Source organism: Thiocapsa sp. (genome assembly GCF_022340925.1).
GTDB lineage: Bacteria > Pseudomonadota > Gammaproteobacteria > Chromatiales > Chromatiaceae > Thiocapsa.
On sequence record NZ_JAJDNA010000007.1, the window covers coordinates 1 to 16,681 of the forward strand.

Here is a 16,681-nt window from a genome sequence, read left to right on the forward strand (position 1 = left end):
AGGCCATCCAGCTCCTGATGGACCATGAGCTCCCCGAAGCCCGGCGTCAGCGCATTGCGGAGCTGGCGTGCGCGGTCACAGGGGTGCTCGGTGTTCACGGATTGCGGACACGCCTATCCGGACAGTCCGTGATCATCCAGCTGCATCTCGAGCTTGATGACGCGATGCCCCTGCTGGCCGCGCATCAGGTCGGGCTGGAGGTGGACGCGCGAATCCGCGCCGAGTTTCCGGACTCGGACATCATCATCCACCAGGACCCGGCCAGCCTCGGTGAAGAGGCGATGTCGCGCTGAAGGGCCTCGGCTCGGACGACGCCTCGTATGGCGCGACGGCACTGGCGATCGGATTGTAGTCAGCGAGACCGGATCGAGGCCGGCCGCCAGCGCGAGTCGGGGCGTATTCACGCGGGCGAGGCGAGCGTCCGGTGCAAGGCCGGTCGAACTAAGCCGAATTCTCTTGCCCTGGAGCAATGTTTCTTCGTATTACCAAATTCCGTAGCGTGGTACGATCTGCACCAACGTCTGCGAGAGGTAGCACCGATGACCAGCTTCAGGACGCGCTTCCTACTCGGCGTCGGTTTCGCGGCCGGGATGAGTGCCGCGGTCGCGCATGACCTGTGGCTCGAGCCCGAGGCGGCCGGTTATCGACTCCTCTACGGCCACCACCCCCGCGTGTCCCACGAGGGGACGCGGCAGATTGCCTACGCCCCCGACATCGTCAAGTCGGTCGTCTGCCTGGACGCGGCCGGCGGCCGCCTGCCCGCAAAGATCGGGGACGCCTCACCCGTCAAGATCGAGGGCGACTGCGCCGTCCTCTACGTGCTGACGTCCAGCGGCTACTGGACAAAGACCACGGCCGGCGCCAAGAACCTCAAGAAGACCGAAACCGCCGCGCCACTGGGCAGCTGGCAGAGCTTCGAGAGCGTCAAGCACATCGCCCGGTGGGGATCGGGGGCGGCCAGTCCCCTGGCGCCCCCTCTGGAAATCGTACCCGCGGAAGATCCCCTCGCCCTGAAGGATGGCGACAAGCTGACCCTGCGCGTGCTCGCCAGCGGCCAGCCGGTGGCCGACGCCACGGTGAGCTACGACGGCAAGCCACGCGGCCAGACGGGCACCGACGGCGCCGTGAACATCCGGGTCAGGCACGCTGGCCTGCAGCTGATTCAGGCCTCGACGCGGATGCCGCACGCCGGCCCCGAGGCCGACGAGGTCGTCCACACCACGGCCCTGACCTTCGCCCTCGGCGCCGGGCAGTGAGGGCCCTCCTCGCCCTGCCGGCGGCGCTGGTCGCCGGGACGCTGAACGCGCACGGCCTGAGTTATTCGGCGCAGCCCGGCAGCGCCGTCATCCTCGAGCTGCGCTACGCGGACGGCAGCCCGTTCAGCTACGAGTCCGCCGAGGTCTATCGGCCGGCCGAGACCCTGCCCTTCCTCACCGGGCGCACCGATGCCAACGGGCGGCTTGCGTTCGTGCCCGACCGCTCGGGTGACTGGCGCGTGCGCGCCTTTTCGGAGGATGGCCACGGTGGCGATTTCACCGTTGCAGCGGCCCCCGACAGCGGGTCGTCGGCGCCTTCGGCCGGGCTGGGCACCGTCGGCGGCCTTGCGGTCGGCCTGTCGGTCATCTTTGGCATCTTCGGCATCTGGTCACTTTTCTTCAGGCGAAGAGCATGAAAAACTGCAGCCTTGCACTCGGCATCGCGTTCGCCTTGGCGGCGCTGCCAGCATCCGCCCACCATGGTGTCGCCGGTCTCGGCGCCGCCTCGCTCGAGGGACCCGGTGCGCCCCTCGAGCAGTCCTCGTCGGCCACGCTGCCCAAGGGCAAGGTGTTCACCTATTTCAAGGTGGACTACGCAGACTGGAAGACCTACACACCTGAGACCGACGACGAGGCCGACTACAGTACCTTCTGGATGGCAGGGCTCGGCTACGGCGTGACGTCTTGGCTGTCGCTTTATGCCTTTCTTCCCTACCACGACAAGGTCGACGAGGACGGCGTCTTCAACACTCACGGCTGGGCCGACGCCGCCCTCAACGCGACGCTCGGCTTCAAGTACGACGACGGATTCAAGCTCGTCCCGGAGCAAGAGAGCCTCGACGACTTGGAGGACTGGCACTTCACGGTCTATGCCGGGGTGACGCTGCCGACCGGCAACCCGAACCTGCGCGACCGCGACGGCAACATCGACAAGGGCAAGTCAACCGGCTTCGGCGAGCCGACGTTTACGCTGGGGGCGACAGCCAGCAAGATGCTGGGTGAGCGCTGGACGCTGAACTTCGACATCGCCAACCTGTGGTTCCGGGAGAACACCTACGACGCCGATCCGGCCCACGGGGGCGAGGAGTTCACCGGCCAGTTCGGTGACGAGCTCCGCATCAACACCGCCGCGATCTACAAGGCCTACACGAACCCGGAGCAACGTCTCCGCCTCGACCTGCTTGGCGAGCTGAACTATCTCCACCTGGGGCGCGACAAGGAGGACGGGGTAGCGGAGCGCGGCACCGGTGGTCACATTCTCTACCTGACGCCCGGCGTCCGAGCCTATTGGAAGAACATGAGCTTGGCCTTTGGCGTGAAGCTGCCTATTGCCACGGACCTCAACGAGGAAGACGAGCAGCAGGGAGCGGAGGGCAAGGAGAACTATCGGCTGATCTTGTCGATCTCGGCGCTGTTCTGAGCCATGCACGTCCCCGACGGCTTTCTCTCGCCACAGACCTATCTGCCGGCCTATGCGCTCGCGGCCGGGGGATGGGCCTACGCGGCTCGCGAGCTGCGCCGCCGCGTCGACGAGACACTGCTGCCGCGGCTCGCCGTGCTCGCGGCCCTTGCCTTCGTCCTCATGTCGGTGATGTTGCCGCTGCCCGGCGGGACGTCGGTGCACGTCTCCGGGATCGGCATCCTCGCCGTGGTGTTCGGTCCCTGGCTCACCTTCGCGGTCGTGTCGCTCGTCCTGCTGCTGCAGGCGCTGGTGCTCGGCGCCGGCGGTATCACCGTGCTGCCCGTCAACGCGCTGGCGATGGGGCTCGGCGGCTCGGTCGCGGCCTGCCTGGGGTACCGGCTGTTGGCGCCGCGCTGGGAGCGGGCAGGCCTTTTCGCTGCAGGATGGCTGGCCAGCGTCGTTCCGGCCGCCCTGATCGCGGTGGTGCTCGGCCTGCAGCCGGCGCTCGCGCACACGACCGACGGCCAGCCTCTGTTCTTCCCGTTCGGCCTGTCGGTGACGCTGCCCGCCATCCTCGTTCCGCACGCCGTGCTCGGGCTCGGTGAGGGATTGCTGACTGTGCTGGTCGTCAGCTTCCTTCGCCGTCGCTAGGAGCGAAGCGATGAAGGATCGGCTGCTGCTGCTCGGCTACGCCATCGCCGTGCTCGCGGCAACCTCTGTACACCATCCGTCTTGGCTCGCGGCCGGCCTGCTCGTGGTTGCTGCGTTGGCGGGTCGCCAGGCGCCGACGATTGGCTGGCGAGCCTTGCGGGCGGTACTGTTCTTCAACCTCGTGATCAGCGTCGGTTACTCGGCGAGCGCCCTGTTCGGTCAGGCGGTCAGCGTCGACTACCTGATACTCGTCAACATCAGGGTCTATCTCCTGATCTTTCTCACCTTCACCCTGGCGTCCAGGATCGACATCTTACGCGCACTCAGCTTCTCTCGGGGTCTGACCTACCTCGTGACGCTCGTGTTGAGCCAGATCATCTCCTTCCGCCGCTTGTTCGGGGACCTGCGGCTCGCGGCCGAGAGCCGCCGGCTCCGCCGGCTGCAACTGCGCGAGCGCTATCTGCAGAGCGCCGCTGCGGCGGCCCACCTCTTCGACCGCGCAGAGCACGACGCGCGCGAGATCGCGCTCGCCATGAGCTCGCGCGGGTTCTTCCAGCGGGACGCGGCAGACCATGCTCAACGCGATTGAGGTGAGTTGTCGCCATCCGGACGGCCAGGAAATCCTCTGCGCGGTTGACTTCCGGCTCGGGCGCGGAGAGAAGGTCGTCCTGCTCGGCGCCAACGGCACCGGAAAGAGCACGCTGCTCAAGGTCCTCAACGGCCTGCTGCCCCCGACGACCGGGACAGTCTCCTACGACGGCCGGGTGGTCGACCGCGCGGCATTGCGCGAGGCTGCATTCCACCAGCGGTTTCGCCGCGAGGTGGTGCTGCTGTTCCAGAATCCGGATACCATGCTGTTCAACCCGACCGTGTTCGACGAAATCGCCTTCGGGCCGCGCCAGCTCCGTCTCGATGGCGTGGATGGGCGGGTGCACCATTGGGCAGGCGAGCTCGGGGTGGCACCGCTGCTCGACCGCACGCCTTTCGGGCTGTCCGGCGGCGAGAAGCAGCGCGTCTGCCTGGCTGCACTGCTCGTCCTCGAGCCGAAGTTCCTGCTATTGGATGAACCGACCGCGAACATGGACCCGCGCAGCACCGGGTGGCTCGTGGACTTCCTCGCCGACCTCAACCAGACGACGCTGGTGACGACGCACAATCTCAGCCTCGCCGCCGAGCTCGGCGACCGTTGCCTGGTGCTCGGCGAGGACCATCGGCTCGTCTACGATGGACCGGTCCAGGATTTTCTCAGCGACCACGACCGGCTCGCCGCGGCCAACCTGGTGCACCGGCACCGGCACCGCCATGGGGACGCCGAGCGCGGCCGTTTCCACACCCATGATTGGGACTAAGCAGGACAGAGACAGCCGACACCATCCGCTTCGCCGACTCTCTGCCGGTGATGAACTCTGTGCCACCATGGCGGTCGCGGACGTTCACCCTTCATCCTTGCCGCTGACACCGCCCGCTGCGCCGTCATGGGCCACGGCCACACCGCTGCGGGGCTGTCCTTTCCAGGTCACGAGCAGCCGCAGCTTGTCGTTCCGCTTGAGTTGGAAGGGATCGACCGCAGTGACCAGCTCCAGGCCATCCGAGATCAGACCGGAGAGGGCCGCCGACCATGGTTCCATGCGTTTGACGCCTTCGAGCGACTGCCAGCTGCGAAGCGCCCCGACGACCTGGTCGCGCGGCTGGTTGCGGGCACCCGGCAGGGCCTGCATCCAATGCCCTGAATCGGCTTCCACGAACACGGCTGTGCAGGGACCGGGTATCCGAACCGGGTACGACTGGCTTGGTGTCACCGCCGCTGCGTGGCCGTTGCCGGTCAGGCAACCCGCGCGCTCCACGATGGCGGGGTCATAGGGGACGCCGGCCTCTCCCTGATGCTCGGAATAGCGCTGGCCGCGATCGAGGAGATAGTCGTCCCCGTCAGCCTCGAACCAGTAGTCGTGCGCGTCGACGCAAGCCGTGAAGCGGAGTCCTACCGCCGCATTCAGGGCGAGCGCGGTTCGAAGCATGACGGCCACTGCCTTGCATGATCAACGAAACGTTCGTCCTACTTTGCCGAGGCATCCGGGGCGACGCAACCCTCCTCGCACGCAGCGGAAAGGGCGGGCTAAGGTCCGGGAACGCGCCAGGACCAGCTCACCCCGAGATGTTTTCAGCGACAGTTCAGCTTGCGCGGTCATACTCCTGGCGAGGCTCGAGCAACGGAGGGGACCGATCCGATGTCAATCGAGGTCGAGCGCTCCCGCCATTGCCTCGGTCGGAGCGCGCGCCGCCGTTCAGTCGGCTGGCCTCGCACCGACCAGCAGCCGCCCTTCTCAAGCGGATCGAGGGTATGAAGACACTGAACCTGATTGCAATCGCGAGCCTTGGATGGCTGCTGGTCACATGCGGCGCCTGGGCCGGTGACCGGCTCGACCACGACGAGGTCAAGCAGCTGCGCGAGGCCGGGCAGATCCTCCCGATGGGCGCGGTCATGGCCGGCGCCCAATCCGTGCAGCCGGGGCAGCTCGTGGAGGCCGAGCTGGAGCGCGAAGACGGGATCTATCTCTACGAGATCAAGATCCTGGCCGCCGACGGGAGTGTCCACGAGCTCTATCTGGACGCCTCAACCGCTGAGGTGATCGAGCGCAAGGACAGGTAGGTGAGACTGCTGTTGGTCGAAGACGATGCGGGGCTGGCGGCCGAGCTGCAAAAGGCGCTCAAGTCCGCTGGTTTTGTCCTCGACCGCGCCGGTGATGGAATCACGGGGGAGGCACTCGGGGCCGGCGAATCATATGACGTCATCCTGCTCGACCTCGGGTTGCCCGGGCGACCCGGCCTGACGGTGCTGCGGAATTGGCGCGCCCGCGGGCTGACCACGCCTGTCCTCGTGCTGACCGCGCGTGATGCCTGGCATGAGCGTGTCGATGGACTCAAGGCCGGGGCGGACGACTATCTCGGCAAGCCATTCCACATCGAGGAGCTCGTTGCTCGCGTCAATGCCTTGACGCGGCGAGCGGCCGGCAATCTGCGCCGCGGACTGGAGGTTGGCGGACTCTGTCTCGATGAGGATCTGCAGCGGGCCATCCGGGACGACGGCACGGCCCACGAGCTGACCGGTACCGAGTTTCGCCTGCTCCGTTACCTGATGCTCAATCCCGACCGGATCCTCTCCAAGGGCCAAATCATGGATCATGTGTACGAGCTGGAGGCCGATCGCGGCAGCAACCTGATCGAGGTCTATGTGCGGCGCCTGCGCGAGAAGATCGGCAAGGATCGGATCCAAACGCTGCGCGGTCGAGGCTATCTCTTCCCGCGCCGATGAGATCCCTGGAGGCGCGGTTACAGGTCGGTTTGGCGGGCAGCCTGGTGCTTCTGATCGGAGCGGTCTGGTGGATCGGCCACGCCGCCCTGCACCGCACCGCGGATGCCTTCGTGCTGTCGCGCCTGGAGCACGACGCGGAAGGGCTGGTCGGGGCCCTGGTCAAGCATCCCGACGGGCGTCTGGAGGTCGGGGAGCAGCGGCTGACGCCGGTCTATCACCAGCCCTATTCGGGACACTATTTCGTCATCGAGACGCGCGACCGACAACGCATCCGCTCGCGTTCACTCTGGGATCAGGATCTGGCCGGCCGTCCTCTGCCCCCGGGCGCATCCGAGCACTGGCGCGCCGTCGGTCCGAACCAGCAGCGACTGCTGGTCTGGGGCGGCGGTTATCAGTGGGATGGCAGCCACTTTTCGCTCGCCGTCGCGGAAGACGTCTCACCGCTTGACCGGGCACTGGTGTTCTTCGAGCGGCTGTTTGCCCTGATGGCGGTCGGCGGCTTTCTCCTGATGCTGCTGGTACAGCGCTTCGTCGTGCGACGGGCGTTTGCGGCGTTGGTCCCGGTCTATCATGACATCAGCCGTTTGGAATCCGGCCAGACGGTCGCGCTCACCGAGCGTGTCCCCAGCGAGATCCTGCCGCTGGTGCGCAAGCTCAACCGGCTGCTGATGCTGTTCACCCGGCGCCTGGAGCGCTCGCGCACCGCCGCCGGAAATCTGGCCCATGCGATCAAGGGTCCGCTGAGCCTCCTCAATCAGCAACTGCAAGATCCCGCCCTGCCGATCGATTCGGCGTCGCGCCAAGCCCTGATCGAGCAGGTCGAGCGCCTGCGCCGCCTCGCCGAACGCCAGCTCAAGCGCGCGCGTTTGGCGGGCGCCGGCGGGGCGGGCCTGCGCTTCGACCCGGCTGAAGAGCTGCCGACCCTCGCCAGGCTCCTCGCGCGCATCCATGCCCCGAAGGACCTCGACATCCATCTCGACATCGGTACCACCGGTCCACTGGATGCCGACCGCGAGGACATGCTGGAGCTGCTCGGCAATCTGCTCGACAACGCCTGCAAATGGGCCCGTGCGGAGGTCCGGTGCAGCGTGACTTCCAATGGCGACGAGCTGGTCTTTTGCGTCGAGGACGACGGACCGGGTTGCGCCGAGACCGAGATTGCCGCCATCACAGGGCGCGGGGTGAGACTCGACGAGGACGTCAGCGGCCATGGGCTCGGCCTGGCGATCGCCAAGGAGATCATCGAAAGCTATCAGGGTCGGATCGCCTTTTGCCCTTCGCCCGAGCTCGGCGGCCTGTGCGCTGAGGTCAGGCTGCGCGTGAGCGGCGGCTGACAGCCGGCTCGAGGACACGCGCGGCCGACCCGAGATGAGATGGGCACGGATTCAGCATCGATTCAGCTTGACCCCTTAGGCTTTCCCTCGTCCCCATCTCAAACAGGCCTCGATCGGACCCATGCCCCGTTCTCTGCTCATCCTGCTGCTGACCAGCCTGACGTCGGGCGGCGCCCATTGCGACAACGCTGCTGCGGCGACACTCGGCGAGGCCGTGCACGCGGCGCTGGAGATCGCCGAGCAGGCATCGCGGGTCACCGCCGCGCGCCGGGAGGCGGATGCGACGCGCGCGCAGGCCGGCAGCTTGGTCGCTGAAGATCCCGCACTTCGGGTCAAGTACCTCTCCGATCGCCTGACCGAGGATCGCGGGGCCACCGAGTGGGAGGCGATGATCGATCTGCCGCTCTGGCTGCCGGGTCAGCGCGGTGCCCGGCAAGATGTCGCGGGGGCGCTCGACACCCAGGCAGGGGCGCTCGAGCGTCTGATGCGCTGGGAGATGGCGGGGCGCGTTCGCCAGGCGGCCTGGCAGGCGGCCATGGCCGAGGGACGCCTGCGCCAGGCCGAGCTGGCCCTGGAGGCATCGCGCGCACTGGAGGCGACGGTGGCCAAACGGACGAAGGGTGGGGAGCTGGCGCAGGTCGACCTGGTCACGGCCAGTCAGGAGACCCTGGGTCGTGAGGTGGAGCTGCAGGCCGCACAACTCGACGCGCAACGTGCGCGTGACGCCTATCAGCGCCTGACGGGGCAAGGCGACCTGCCCGAGCCCTTGACCGAGCCCGCCCCGGATCCGGCGGAGACTCCCCGCGCGCTGCCGCCTGACCATCCGCTGCTGATCGATGGCGACGGTGCACTCGAGCTCGCGCGCGCCGAACGCTCACGCGTCGTTCAGGAGCGCCGCGGCCACCCGATCCTGAGTCTGGGCGGCAAGCGCGCCCGTGACCTGCGGGGCGAGGATACCCTCGACTCGCTTCAGCTCGAAGTCAGTGTCCCCTTCGGTCTTTCCAGCCAAACGGCGCCTGCGCTGGCGGCAGCCGAGCGGAGCTATACCGACCGCCTCGCGGAGCTTCATCGGACTCGGCGCGAAGCGGAGCAGGCACTGGCGACGGCAGATCTCGAGCGTCTCGCTGCGGCCGAAGCCCTGACGGTCGCCGAGCGCCGACACGGTCTGGCGCGCGACGCACTGCGTCTGATGCGCCGCGCCTTCGATCTCGGCGAGAGCGATCTGGTCGACCTGCTGCGCGCCGAGGAGCGTGCACGCGAGGCGAACGTGGACCTCGAGCTGCGTCGCCTGGAGCAGGGAAGCGCGTTGGCCCGGCTCAATCAAGCCTTGGGAGTGATCCCCGAATGACGCTCACCCCTTATGCTCCGAAAGCCGGGGCCGCCATGGCACAGCAGACAGACAGCCGGGCGGTTGTTGCCGATCGCCCGCACCGAAAGGCCCGGGAGTCACGCACCGTGCATCTCGACGTCGCAGGGATGCGGAGCGCACCCGATGCGCGGGGCGCGAGGCGCCGCGGGCGGCGGCGCACGGTAATGGCGTTCGTCGCAGCTCTCGTGCTACAGGCCGCGGTCGTCTCCGCAGCGGACCTGATCGCGGTCGATGCGGACCAGCAGGCCGCTTTCGGTATCACGCTGACCTCCCCGAGCCCGGCCGCCGAGACCCACACCCGACGGTACCCGGCGGAAGTGGCGGTCCCGAATCGCCAGATGCGGGTGGTTGCGGCTCCTCAGAGCGGTGTGCTGGAGAGTCTCCTGGTGGCCGAAGGCGAGCACGTCTCTGCCGGGCAGGCCCTGGCCGAGCTCCGCAGTCCCGAGCTGGTGGACGCCCAGAGTCAGTATCTGGAATCCCTGACCCGCCTCGAACTCGTCGAGAGTGAGCTGGCCCGCGACCGCATGCTGTTTCGAGAAGGGGTGATCGCGGAGCGGCGGCTGCTGGAGAGTCAGTCCAAGCAGCGCGAGCTGACCACTCTGGTCGAGCAGCGGCTGCAGCTGCTCGAATTGGCGGGTTTCAGCGACGAGGACATCATGACCCTTGCGCGTACCCGCCGCCTCACCAGTCGGCTCCCGGTGCGTGCGCCGATCGCTGGGGTGGTGCTGGAGCAGATGGTCAGCACCGGACAGTCGGTCCCCGCCGCCGCGCCGCTCTACCGCGTTGCCGAGCTCAAGCCCTTGTGGCTGGAGATCCATGTCCCCGTCGACCGACTCGCCGGACTCCGCGAGGGTGGTCGCGTCTTGCTGCCCGGCGAAGGGATCGCGGGGACCATCGTGACCATCGGGCGGATGATCCACGCTCAGGACCAGGGCGTGCTCGTTCGCGCCGAGGTGAGGGAGGGGACGGAGCGCCTGCGTCCGGGTCAGTTCGTGGAGGTGCAGTTGAGTGTTGCGGCGGATGGCGAGAGCTGGCGGGTTCCGCTGGAGGCGCTGGTGCGCCACGGCGGTGACGCCTACCTCTTCGTGGCTCGGGAAGGGGGCTTCGCAGCGCTGCCGGTGCGGGTGCTCGCGGACGAGGAGAGCAGTGTTGTCGTCGGAGGCGGCTTGACGGCGGCCGACCGGCTCGCGGTCAGCGGAGTCGTCGCCCTCAAGGCGGCCTGGCTGGGTCAGGCCGAGTGATGCTCGCCCGCCTCATCCAGTTCGCCCTGACCCAGCGGCTCCTGATGCTGTTGGCCATGCTGGCGCTTGTCGGCGGCGGATGGAAGGCCTTCCAGGCGACACCCATCGACGCCTTCCCGGATGTCTCGACCACGCAGGTCAAGATCATCGTGAAGGCTCCGGGGATGACGCCCGAGGAGGTCGAGTCGCGCATCACCGGTCGGATCGAGGTGGAGATGCTCGGGATTCCGCGCCAGAGCATGCTGCGCGCCATTGCCAAGTATGCCCTGACCGACATCACCGTGGATTTCGCCGACGGAACGGACATCTATTGGGCGCGTCAGCAGGTCGCCGAGCGTCTCGCCGCGATCTGGGGGGATCTTCCCGAGGGCATCGAAGGCGGGCTCGCGCCCATGACCACACCCTTGGGCGAGATGTTCATGTTCACCATCGAAGGCGGGAGCTTGACCCTCGCCGAGCGGCGGGACCTGCTGGACTGGACGATCCGCCCGGCGCTGCGCTCGGTCCCCGGGGTGGCCGACGTCAACGCCCTCGGAGGTCTGGTGACCAGCTTCGAGGTGGTGCCCGACAATGCCCGCATGGCCTCTCGCGGCGTCCCGCTCGCGGATCTGACGGCTGCGATCTCGAACAACAACCGCAATGGCGGCGCCGGACGTCTCAGCACGGGGGAGGAGGCCTGGCTGGTCCGCAGCGAGGGTGCGATCCGGACCCTGGAGGACCTCGGGGCTGTCGTCGTGGGGGGCGACGCCCGTCAGCCGGTGCGGGTCGCCGACATCGCCGAGGTGCGCCTCTCGGCACTGACCCGCTACGGAGCCGTCACCCACGACGGCGTCGGCGAGGCCGTCGAGGGACTGGTGTTAGGGCTGCGCGGGGCGAATGCCCGTGAGGTCGTCAGGGGCGTCGAGGCCAAGCTTGCCGAGCTCGCGCCGGCGCTCCCGGAGGGCGTGAGCGTCAAGGTCTTCTACAATCGCGGCGTGCTGGTCGACAAGGCGGTGCACACGGTCACCAAGGCGCTGATCGAGGCCACCCTGCTGGTCTTGGTCCTCTTGGTGCTCTTCCTGGGCGATCTGCGCGCGGCCTTGACCGTCGCCTTGATCTTGCCGCTCGCGGCCCTGGCGACCTTCATCCTGATGCGTCAGTTCGGGCTGTCGGCCAACCTGATGTCCCTGGGTGGGCTGGCCATCGCGATCGGCATGCTCGTGGATGCGGCAGTGGTGGTGGTGGAAAACCTGGTGACCCAGCTCGGTCGCGGCGGGGCCGGGGGACGGCTGCCGCGCCTGCACATCATCTATCGGGCGACCCGCGAGGTGGCGCTGCCGGTCTCCTCTGGCATCATCATCATCATTATCGTCTTCCTGCCGTTGCTCACGCTTCAGGGACTCGAGGGCAAGCTGTTCGCGCCCGTGGCGCTGACCATCGTGTTCGCGCTGGCCAGCTCTTTGCTCCTCTCCCTCACGGTGATCCCGGTGTTGGCCTCCTACCTGCTTGGGAAGGCTGCCGGCGAGGCGCACGGAGAAGAGGGGCACGCCGAGCCGTGGCTGGTGCGCGCGCTCACGCGGATCTACCTGCCGGTGCTCGACTGGAGCCTGCGCCACCAGAGGCTTGTCATCGCAGCGGCGCTGGCCCTCCTGATCGGCGCCGGAGTCATCTACACCGGCGTCGGCAAATCCTTCATGCCGAGCATGGACGAGGGCGACCTGATCGTCCAGCTGGAGAAGCTGCCGTCGATCAACCTCGCCGAGTCCACCGCGATTGATCAACGTGTTCAATCGGCGATCCTCGCCGAGGTGCCAGAGGTGGCGTCAATCATCGCGCGCACCGGCTCCGACGAGCTCGGGCTCGACCCCATGGGTCTGAACCAGACCGATAGCTTCCTGGTGCTGGAACCCCGTGAGACCTGGCGCTTCGCCACCAAAGAAGGCCTGATCGACGCCATTCGCGGGGTATTGGAGCGCTTCCCCGGACTCGACTATGCATTCACCCAGCCGATCGAGATGCGCGTCTCCGAGATGATGACGGGGGTCCGCGGCGATCTCGCCGTCAAGATCTTCGGCCTGGATCAGGATCAGCTCAACCGGATTTCAGAGCAGGTCGTTGCGGTCCTGGAAGGCATCGAGGGTGCGCAGGACGTCTACACGTCGCGCAACCAGGGCGCCCAGTACCTGAGCCTCGAGGTGGACCGTCTGGCGCTGGGACGACTGGGCGTGGATGCCGACGCCTTGGCGGCGCTCCTGCGCGCCCAAATCGAGGGTTTGTCGGTCGGGACCGTTTATCTGGAAGGCAAGCGCCGCCCGCTGGTGGTTCGTGGGCCCGAGGATCTGCACGACTCTCCGGCGCGGTTCGCCGGCCTCCAGGTGTTGCCCCCAGACGGGCGCGCCGTGCCGCTGACCAATCTGGTGCGCATCGAACGCAGTGAGGGCCCGGTGGCCCTCACACGCGAGCGCGGTAACCGCATGGCGGTCGCCATCGCCAATGTCGCGGGTCGTGACCTGGTGGGATTTGTCGCGGAGGCGAAGCAAGCGGTGCTCGACCAGGTGGAGCTGCCGACGGGCTACTGGCTCGAGTGGGGCGGTGAGTTCGAGAACCAGCAGCGCGCGGCGGCGCGCCTGGCCTTGGTGGTGCCGGTCGCCATCGTGCTGATCTTCCTGGTGCTCTTCTCGACCTTCCGGTCGGTCAAGCAGGCCGTCCTGGTCCTTTCCAACGTGCCCTTCGCCCTCGTGGGCGGCGTCGTCGCCCTCGCGATCACGGGGGAGTATCTCTCGGTGCCCGCGTCGGTCGGCTTCATCGCCCTGCTCGGCATCGCGGTGCTCAACGGCGTGGTGATGGTCACCTACTTCAATCAACTGCAGGCGCTGGGTCGGCCGATGCATGAGGTGGTCGTCGAGGGCGCCCGTCGACGCCTGCGCCCGGTGCTGATGACCGCGAGCATCGCCGCCTTCGGGCTGATCCCGTTGCTTTTTGCGACGGGACCCGGGTCGGAGATCCAACGCCCGCTCGCCATCGTGGTGATCGGCGGATTGGTGTCCGCCACCCTGTTGACACTGATCCTGCTGCCGATCCTCTATCGGCGTTTCGGTGCCGAGCAGATGTGATGAAGCACGATCGATGCGACGGCGCTGATGGCGGTCATCTCGTGCCTTCTGCGGGTCCCCCGGCCGAATCGATGCCCGAGACCGAACGCGGGCCTCGCGGATCCGCCGGGCCCAATAATTCAAACCTGTCGCGGAGCCACACCACCATGCCGACGTTCATCCCGAATGCATTGGCAGCGCTGTCACTGATCGCCGCCATGACGATGTCGAGCCACGCCGGCGACCTCCGGGTGTCAATCGACGAAACGACGCCGGTGATCCCGACCGACGTGACATACCAGCGCTCCGCGGACGGGCTTGAGGTGAAGGGCTGGGTCAAGAAGCGCGAGCCGCACCGAGGCCGCATTCTGGGCCACGTCGAGATCCGGCTGCTCGATGACCAAGGCGCCGTGCTCGTCGAAAGGGAGGCGTATCTTCTCAATTACTCGCCGACGCGCCGTGATCCGGAAAAGGCCGGCTTCCGCACCGTCGTCCACTTCGTTCCGTCCGGAACCGTGGCCATCGAGGTGGCCCACCGGGTTGGCAAGCGGGCGGTTGGCCGCTGATTTTGAGATTCGGGTGCAAGCCGAGGCAGAACCAGCATGCGGGATGCGAACCGCAAAGGCGGGACGGACTCAAAGTTCTCGAGTGGCTCAGCCCCACGCGGACGGCTTTCGCCTGGCGACTCCCTGAGGCCGCCGTGTCGCCGGTCCCGGGCGGGGCCGGATCCTGTTTAACCTCCGGCGGCTGAGCCCGGGGAACAGCACGAGCCTCCGTCTCTCTTGGCGGTTCGCTCGTTGTGCGTCAACGGGGTGTTTCCGGAGCGGCGATCGAAAGGCCCGAGCATGCAGCACCATCTTCTGAACCTGATCGTCCCCCCGCAGGCCGAAGACGCGCTCGTGGAGTGGCTCCTGGAGCGCCAGGACGTTCCCGGTTTCACCACCAGCGCAGCGGCTGGTCATGGCTCCTCCGAGCGGTCAATGACGATCGCTGAGCAGGTGGCCGGACGCAGCCGACGGGTGATGTTCATGCTGCTTCTGCCGCAGGACACGGCAGAGGCGGTGCTCGCCTCCCTTGACATCGACTTCAAGGGCAGCGGAATCCACTACTGGCTGGTTCCAGTCATCGATCATGGCCGCCTGGTTTAGCCTGATCTTCCGGCACCAGGTTTGAGCGTTCCCGGTCATCGAAGGAGCCTGCCCAATGGCCTCCCACCAAGCCGCGATCCCCAGCGCAGCCTCTGACCGCCTCCTGCCCGTCCGCGAGGTGGTCCGCGGATGCCTGCGCGCTTTCGCACGCTTTGCAACTTCAGGGGCGGGAGGTGAAGGAGAAGCCACTGAAGACCGTCTCGACGAGGCTCGACTGCGTCTGGTCGCATGTCGATGAAAGTGCGGTGCTGCCGCCCGCGGCGTGCACCGGCAACCGATGAACCGATGGAGACGACCCATGAAGACGAAGATTCAGCGATCTGCGATTGGCCTGACCCTGACCATGGTCTGTGCCGTTTCACCGGCGCTCGCCCAGCCCGTGGGGCCCCCGGGGTTCTCGACGTTCGACCTCAACGGCGACGGGATCCTGACCGAACAGGAGTTTGGCGAGGCACGGGCCAACCGGATCAAAGAGCGTTCTCAACAAGGTTATCCGATGCGGAATCTGGCGACCGCACCGCCCTTCACCGCGTTCGATCTGAACAGCGACGGAGGGGTCACGCCCGAGGAATTCGCCGCCGGTCAGGCCCAACATCGCCAGCAGCGCATGCAAACGCGATGAAAAGGCTTGCTGCTGCACTTGGTTCGAGCGACGTCGCCCGCGTGTGCATCTCGACGGCATCCTGCGGCGCCCTGCTCCCCAGGGGAAGAAATGTGATGCACTGCACGCTTTCATTCCACAGATACGGGCTACGATGCACCAGAGCCCGTCGTTTGAGCTCACGCGGCGAGTCGGTCGGGAGAATCAGACTGGGTCGACCGTTGTGTGTCGAGCGACATTGTTCCGTCTACAAAATGGACTACCTGGAGATCAAGGATGTCTGTATCAGTCGCTGTGCCAACAATGCCGAATCCCATCCAAAGTATTTGGAAGAGGTTGCTCAGCTCGCTAATTGCCGAGGTGCCCTCCGAGCTTGCTCTATGTGAGTTTGTGTGCAGGAAACCGTCATGCTCGCAAGGGCAGTGGGAGGCATGCGAGCAGCGACTTCAGTACGCGATGCGGCAGGACGCGTCATTCACGCCTGTGACCGTACCCGGGTCAGGGGGTCACGTCGACCCGCCTGACCACCCAGGTGTGAACGCGTGTCCCGCGACCAAGCGCCCCGCATCTTCGAGGGGTCGACGTGGAAGATCGGCATCCAGCAGACCTGGTCGTGTTCCCGACACCGCATTGGCCTAGCTAGCGGCAAGCGGCGGGATCCATCCCTCTCACCAATGGATCTTTCGCCGCGACGTTTGCCTCTCGCACCCGATAGCGGCGTTGCGACTCCTCGCATGAGGACGCGCAATTCCGCGTCGTCGCGCCTTGATCTCGGGCAAGCGCGACCGTCACGCAGTCCATGTTGACGACCTTTCGCAGCCTCTAAATCCGGCGCCCCGGTTGCGAGCATTCTCGGTACGGTCGAACATGCGCGGGTCTGCAGCCTCGTTCGTCCCTCAGAGCCGCCTTCCTGTCCGGTGTTCCTTCGGTCGCGACGCCAAATGAGATCTAATCGCTTTCTGCGCACCGGCGCCGTGTCGAACCGTCGCCCACCCATGCTATCCTCGCGGCACGGCGCCGGGGTCTTTGGACGAACGCACGGGAGGGAACCGGGATGTGGCTGCCCAAACCAATCTACGCTGCTGCGCCCTACGCAGTCGCCGCTGCAGGGATTTTCGCCCTGATCCACTTGCCGACACTAGGCCAGGTCAGCGGCGCATTGCTGCTGGTTGCGGCATACAGCGTGTTCCGTTTGCGGCGTCAGGCCGCTGCCCCCCGCTCGGTCAGAAGGCGAAAGCCTTCGTCTCCGTCCCGGCGTGCTTAGCTGACAGCAGTCACTGCTCGAGACCGTGCTGAGG

Annotated in this window: 17 protein-coding genes; 16 read left to right on the top strand and 1 reads right to left on the bottom strand. The window is 66.9% G+C overall.

Going from position 1 to position 16,681, the window contains the following annotated elements; genetic code table 11:
• From LJE61_RS01115 to LJE61_RS01145, 7 genes are all read left to right on the top strand, one after another.
• Positions 1-293: cation transporter dimerization domain-containing protein (locus LJE61_RS01115; RefSeq protein WP_296917147.1), on the top strand; the 293-nt coding region annotated here is incomplete at its 5' end.
• 246 nt (positions 294-539) lie between these two features.
• Positions 540-1,256 carry a DUF4198 domain-containing protein gene (locus LJE61_RS01120; protein WP_296912802.1) on the top strand — a complete coding sequence of 239 codons (717 nt, stop codon included), beginning with the start codon at positions 540-542 and terminating at the stop codon, positions 1,254-1,256.
• The gene (locus LJE61_RS01125) at positions 1,253-1,672 is read left to right on the top strand and encodes a hypothetical protein (protein ID WP_296912798.1); all 420 of its coding nucleotides are present in this window, start codon (positions 1,253-1,255) and stop codon (positions 1,670-1,672) included. Before LJE61_RS01120 ends, LJE61_RS01125 begins: the two co-directional genes overlap by 4 nt.
• Positions 1,669-2,676 carry a transporter gene (locus LJE61_RS01130; RefSeq protein WP_296912794.1) on the top strand — a complete coding sequence of 336 codons (1,008 nt, stop codon included), beginning with the start codon at positions 1,669-1,671 and terminating at the stop codon, positions 2,674-2,676. Before LJE61_RS01125 ends, LJE61_RS01130 begins: the two co-directional genes overlap by 4 nt.
• A gap of 3 nt (positions 2,677-2,679) precedes the next feature.
• On the top strand, positions 2,680-3,309 hold the full coding sequence (locus LJE61_RS01135; RefSeq protein ID WP_296912790.1) for an energy-coupling factor ABC transporter permease: 630 nt from the start codon (positions 2,680-2,682) through the stop codon (positions 3,307-3,309).
• Between the two features lie 10 nt (positions 3,310-3,319).
• Complete coding sequence (locus LJE61_RS01140; protein ID WP_296912788.1) at positions 3,320-3,898, top strand: hypothetical protein; 579 nt, start codon at positions 3,320-3,322, stop codon at positions 3,896-3,898.
• Positions 3,882-4,658 carry an energy-coupling factor ABC transporter ATP-binding protein gene (locus tag LJE61_RS01145; protein WP_296912785.1) on the top strand — a complete coding sequence of 259 codons (777 nt, stop codon included), beginning with the start codon at positions 3,882-3,884 and terminating at the stop codon, positions 4,656-4,658. Before LJE61_RS01140 ends, LJE61_RS01145 begins: the two co-directional genes overlap by 17 nt.
• An 84-nt stretch (positions 4,659-4,742) precedes the next feature.
• Here the strand turns inward: LJE61_RS01145 and LJE61_RS01150 are convergent, their stop codons facing one another.
• Complete coding sequence (locus LJE61_RS01150) at positions 4,743-5,324, bottom strand: hypothetical protein (RefSeq protein ID WP_296912781.1); 582 nt, start codon at positions 5,322-5,324, stop codon at positions 4,743-4,745.
• Between the two features lie 323 nt (positions 5,325-5,647).
• Here LJE61_RS01150 and LJE61_RS01155 point away from each other — a divergent pair, with 323 nt between their 5' ends.
• From LJE61_RS01155 to LJE61_RS01195, 9 genes are all read left to right on the top strand, one after another.
• Complete coding sequence (locus LJE61_RS01155; protein WP_296912778.1) at positions 5,648-5,956, top strand: PepSY domain-containing protein; 309 nt, start codon at positions 5,648-5,650, stop codon at positions 5,954-5,956.
• A complete protein-coding gene (locus LJE61_RS01160) occupies positions 5,957-6,619 on the top strand; it encodes a response regulator transcription factor (RefSeq protein ID WP_296912775.1) in 663 nt (220 codons plus the stop codon).
• A complete protein-coding gene (locus LJE61_RS01165; RefSeq protein ID WP_296917150.1) occupies positions 6,616-7,953 on the top strand; it encodes a sensor histidine kinase in 1,338 nt (445 codons plus the stop codon). The genes LJE61_RS01160 and LJE61_RS01165 overlap by 4 nt, the downstream gene beginning before the upstream one ends.
• Before the next feature lie 121 nt (positions 7,954-8,074).
• Entirely contained in the window at positions 8,075-9,301 is a 1,227-nt protein-coding gene (locus LJE61_RS01170; RefSeq protein ID WP_296914405.1) for a TolC family protein, read from the top strand.
• 185 nt (positions 9,302-9,486) lie between these two features.
• A complete protein-coding gene (locus LJE61_RS01175; RefSeq protein ID WP_296914402.1) occupies positions 9,487-10,563 on the top strand; it encodes an efflux RND transporter periplasmic adaptor subunit in 1,077 nt (358 codons plus the stop codon).
• Positions 10,563-13,655, top strand: coding sequence for an efflux RND transporter permease subunit (locus LJE61_RS01180; RefSeq protein ID WP_296917152.1), 3,093 nt, complete (start codon positions 10,563-10,565; stop codon positions 13,653-13,655). The genes LJE61_RS01175 and LJE61_RS01180 overlap by 1 nt, the downstream gene beginning before the upstream one ends.
• A gap of 146 nt (positions 13,656-13,801) precedes the next feature.
• Entirely contained in the window at positions 13,802-14,200 is a 399-nt protein-coding gene (locus tag LJE61_RS01185) for a hypothetical protein (RefSeq protein WP_296915277.1), read from the top strand.
• 279 nt (positions 14,201-14,479) lie between these two features.
• The gene (locus LJE61_RS01190; protein ID WP_296915280.1) at positions 14,480-14,782 is read left to right on the top strand and encodes a DUF3240 family protein; all 303 of its coding nucleotides are present in this window, start codon (positions 14,480-14,482) and stop codon (positions 14,780-14,782) included.
• A 298-nt stretch (positions 14,783-15,080) separates the two neighbouring features.
• On the top strand, positions 15,081-15,404 hold the full coding sequence (locus tag LJE61_RS01195; RefSeq protein WP_296915283.1) for an EF-hand domain-containing protein: 324 nt from the start codon (positions 15,081-15,083) through the stop codon (positions 15,402-15,404).
• The last annotated feature ends 1,277 nt before the right edge of the window (positions 15,405-16,681 follow it).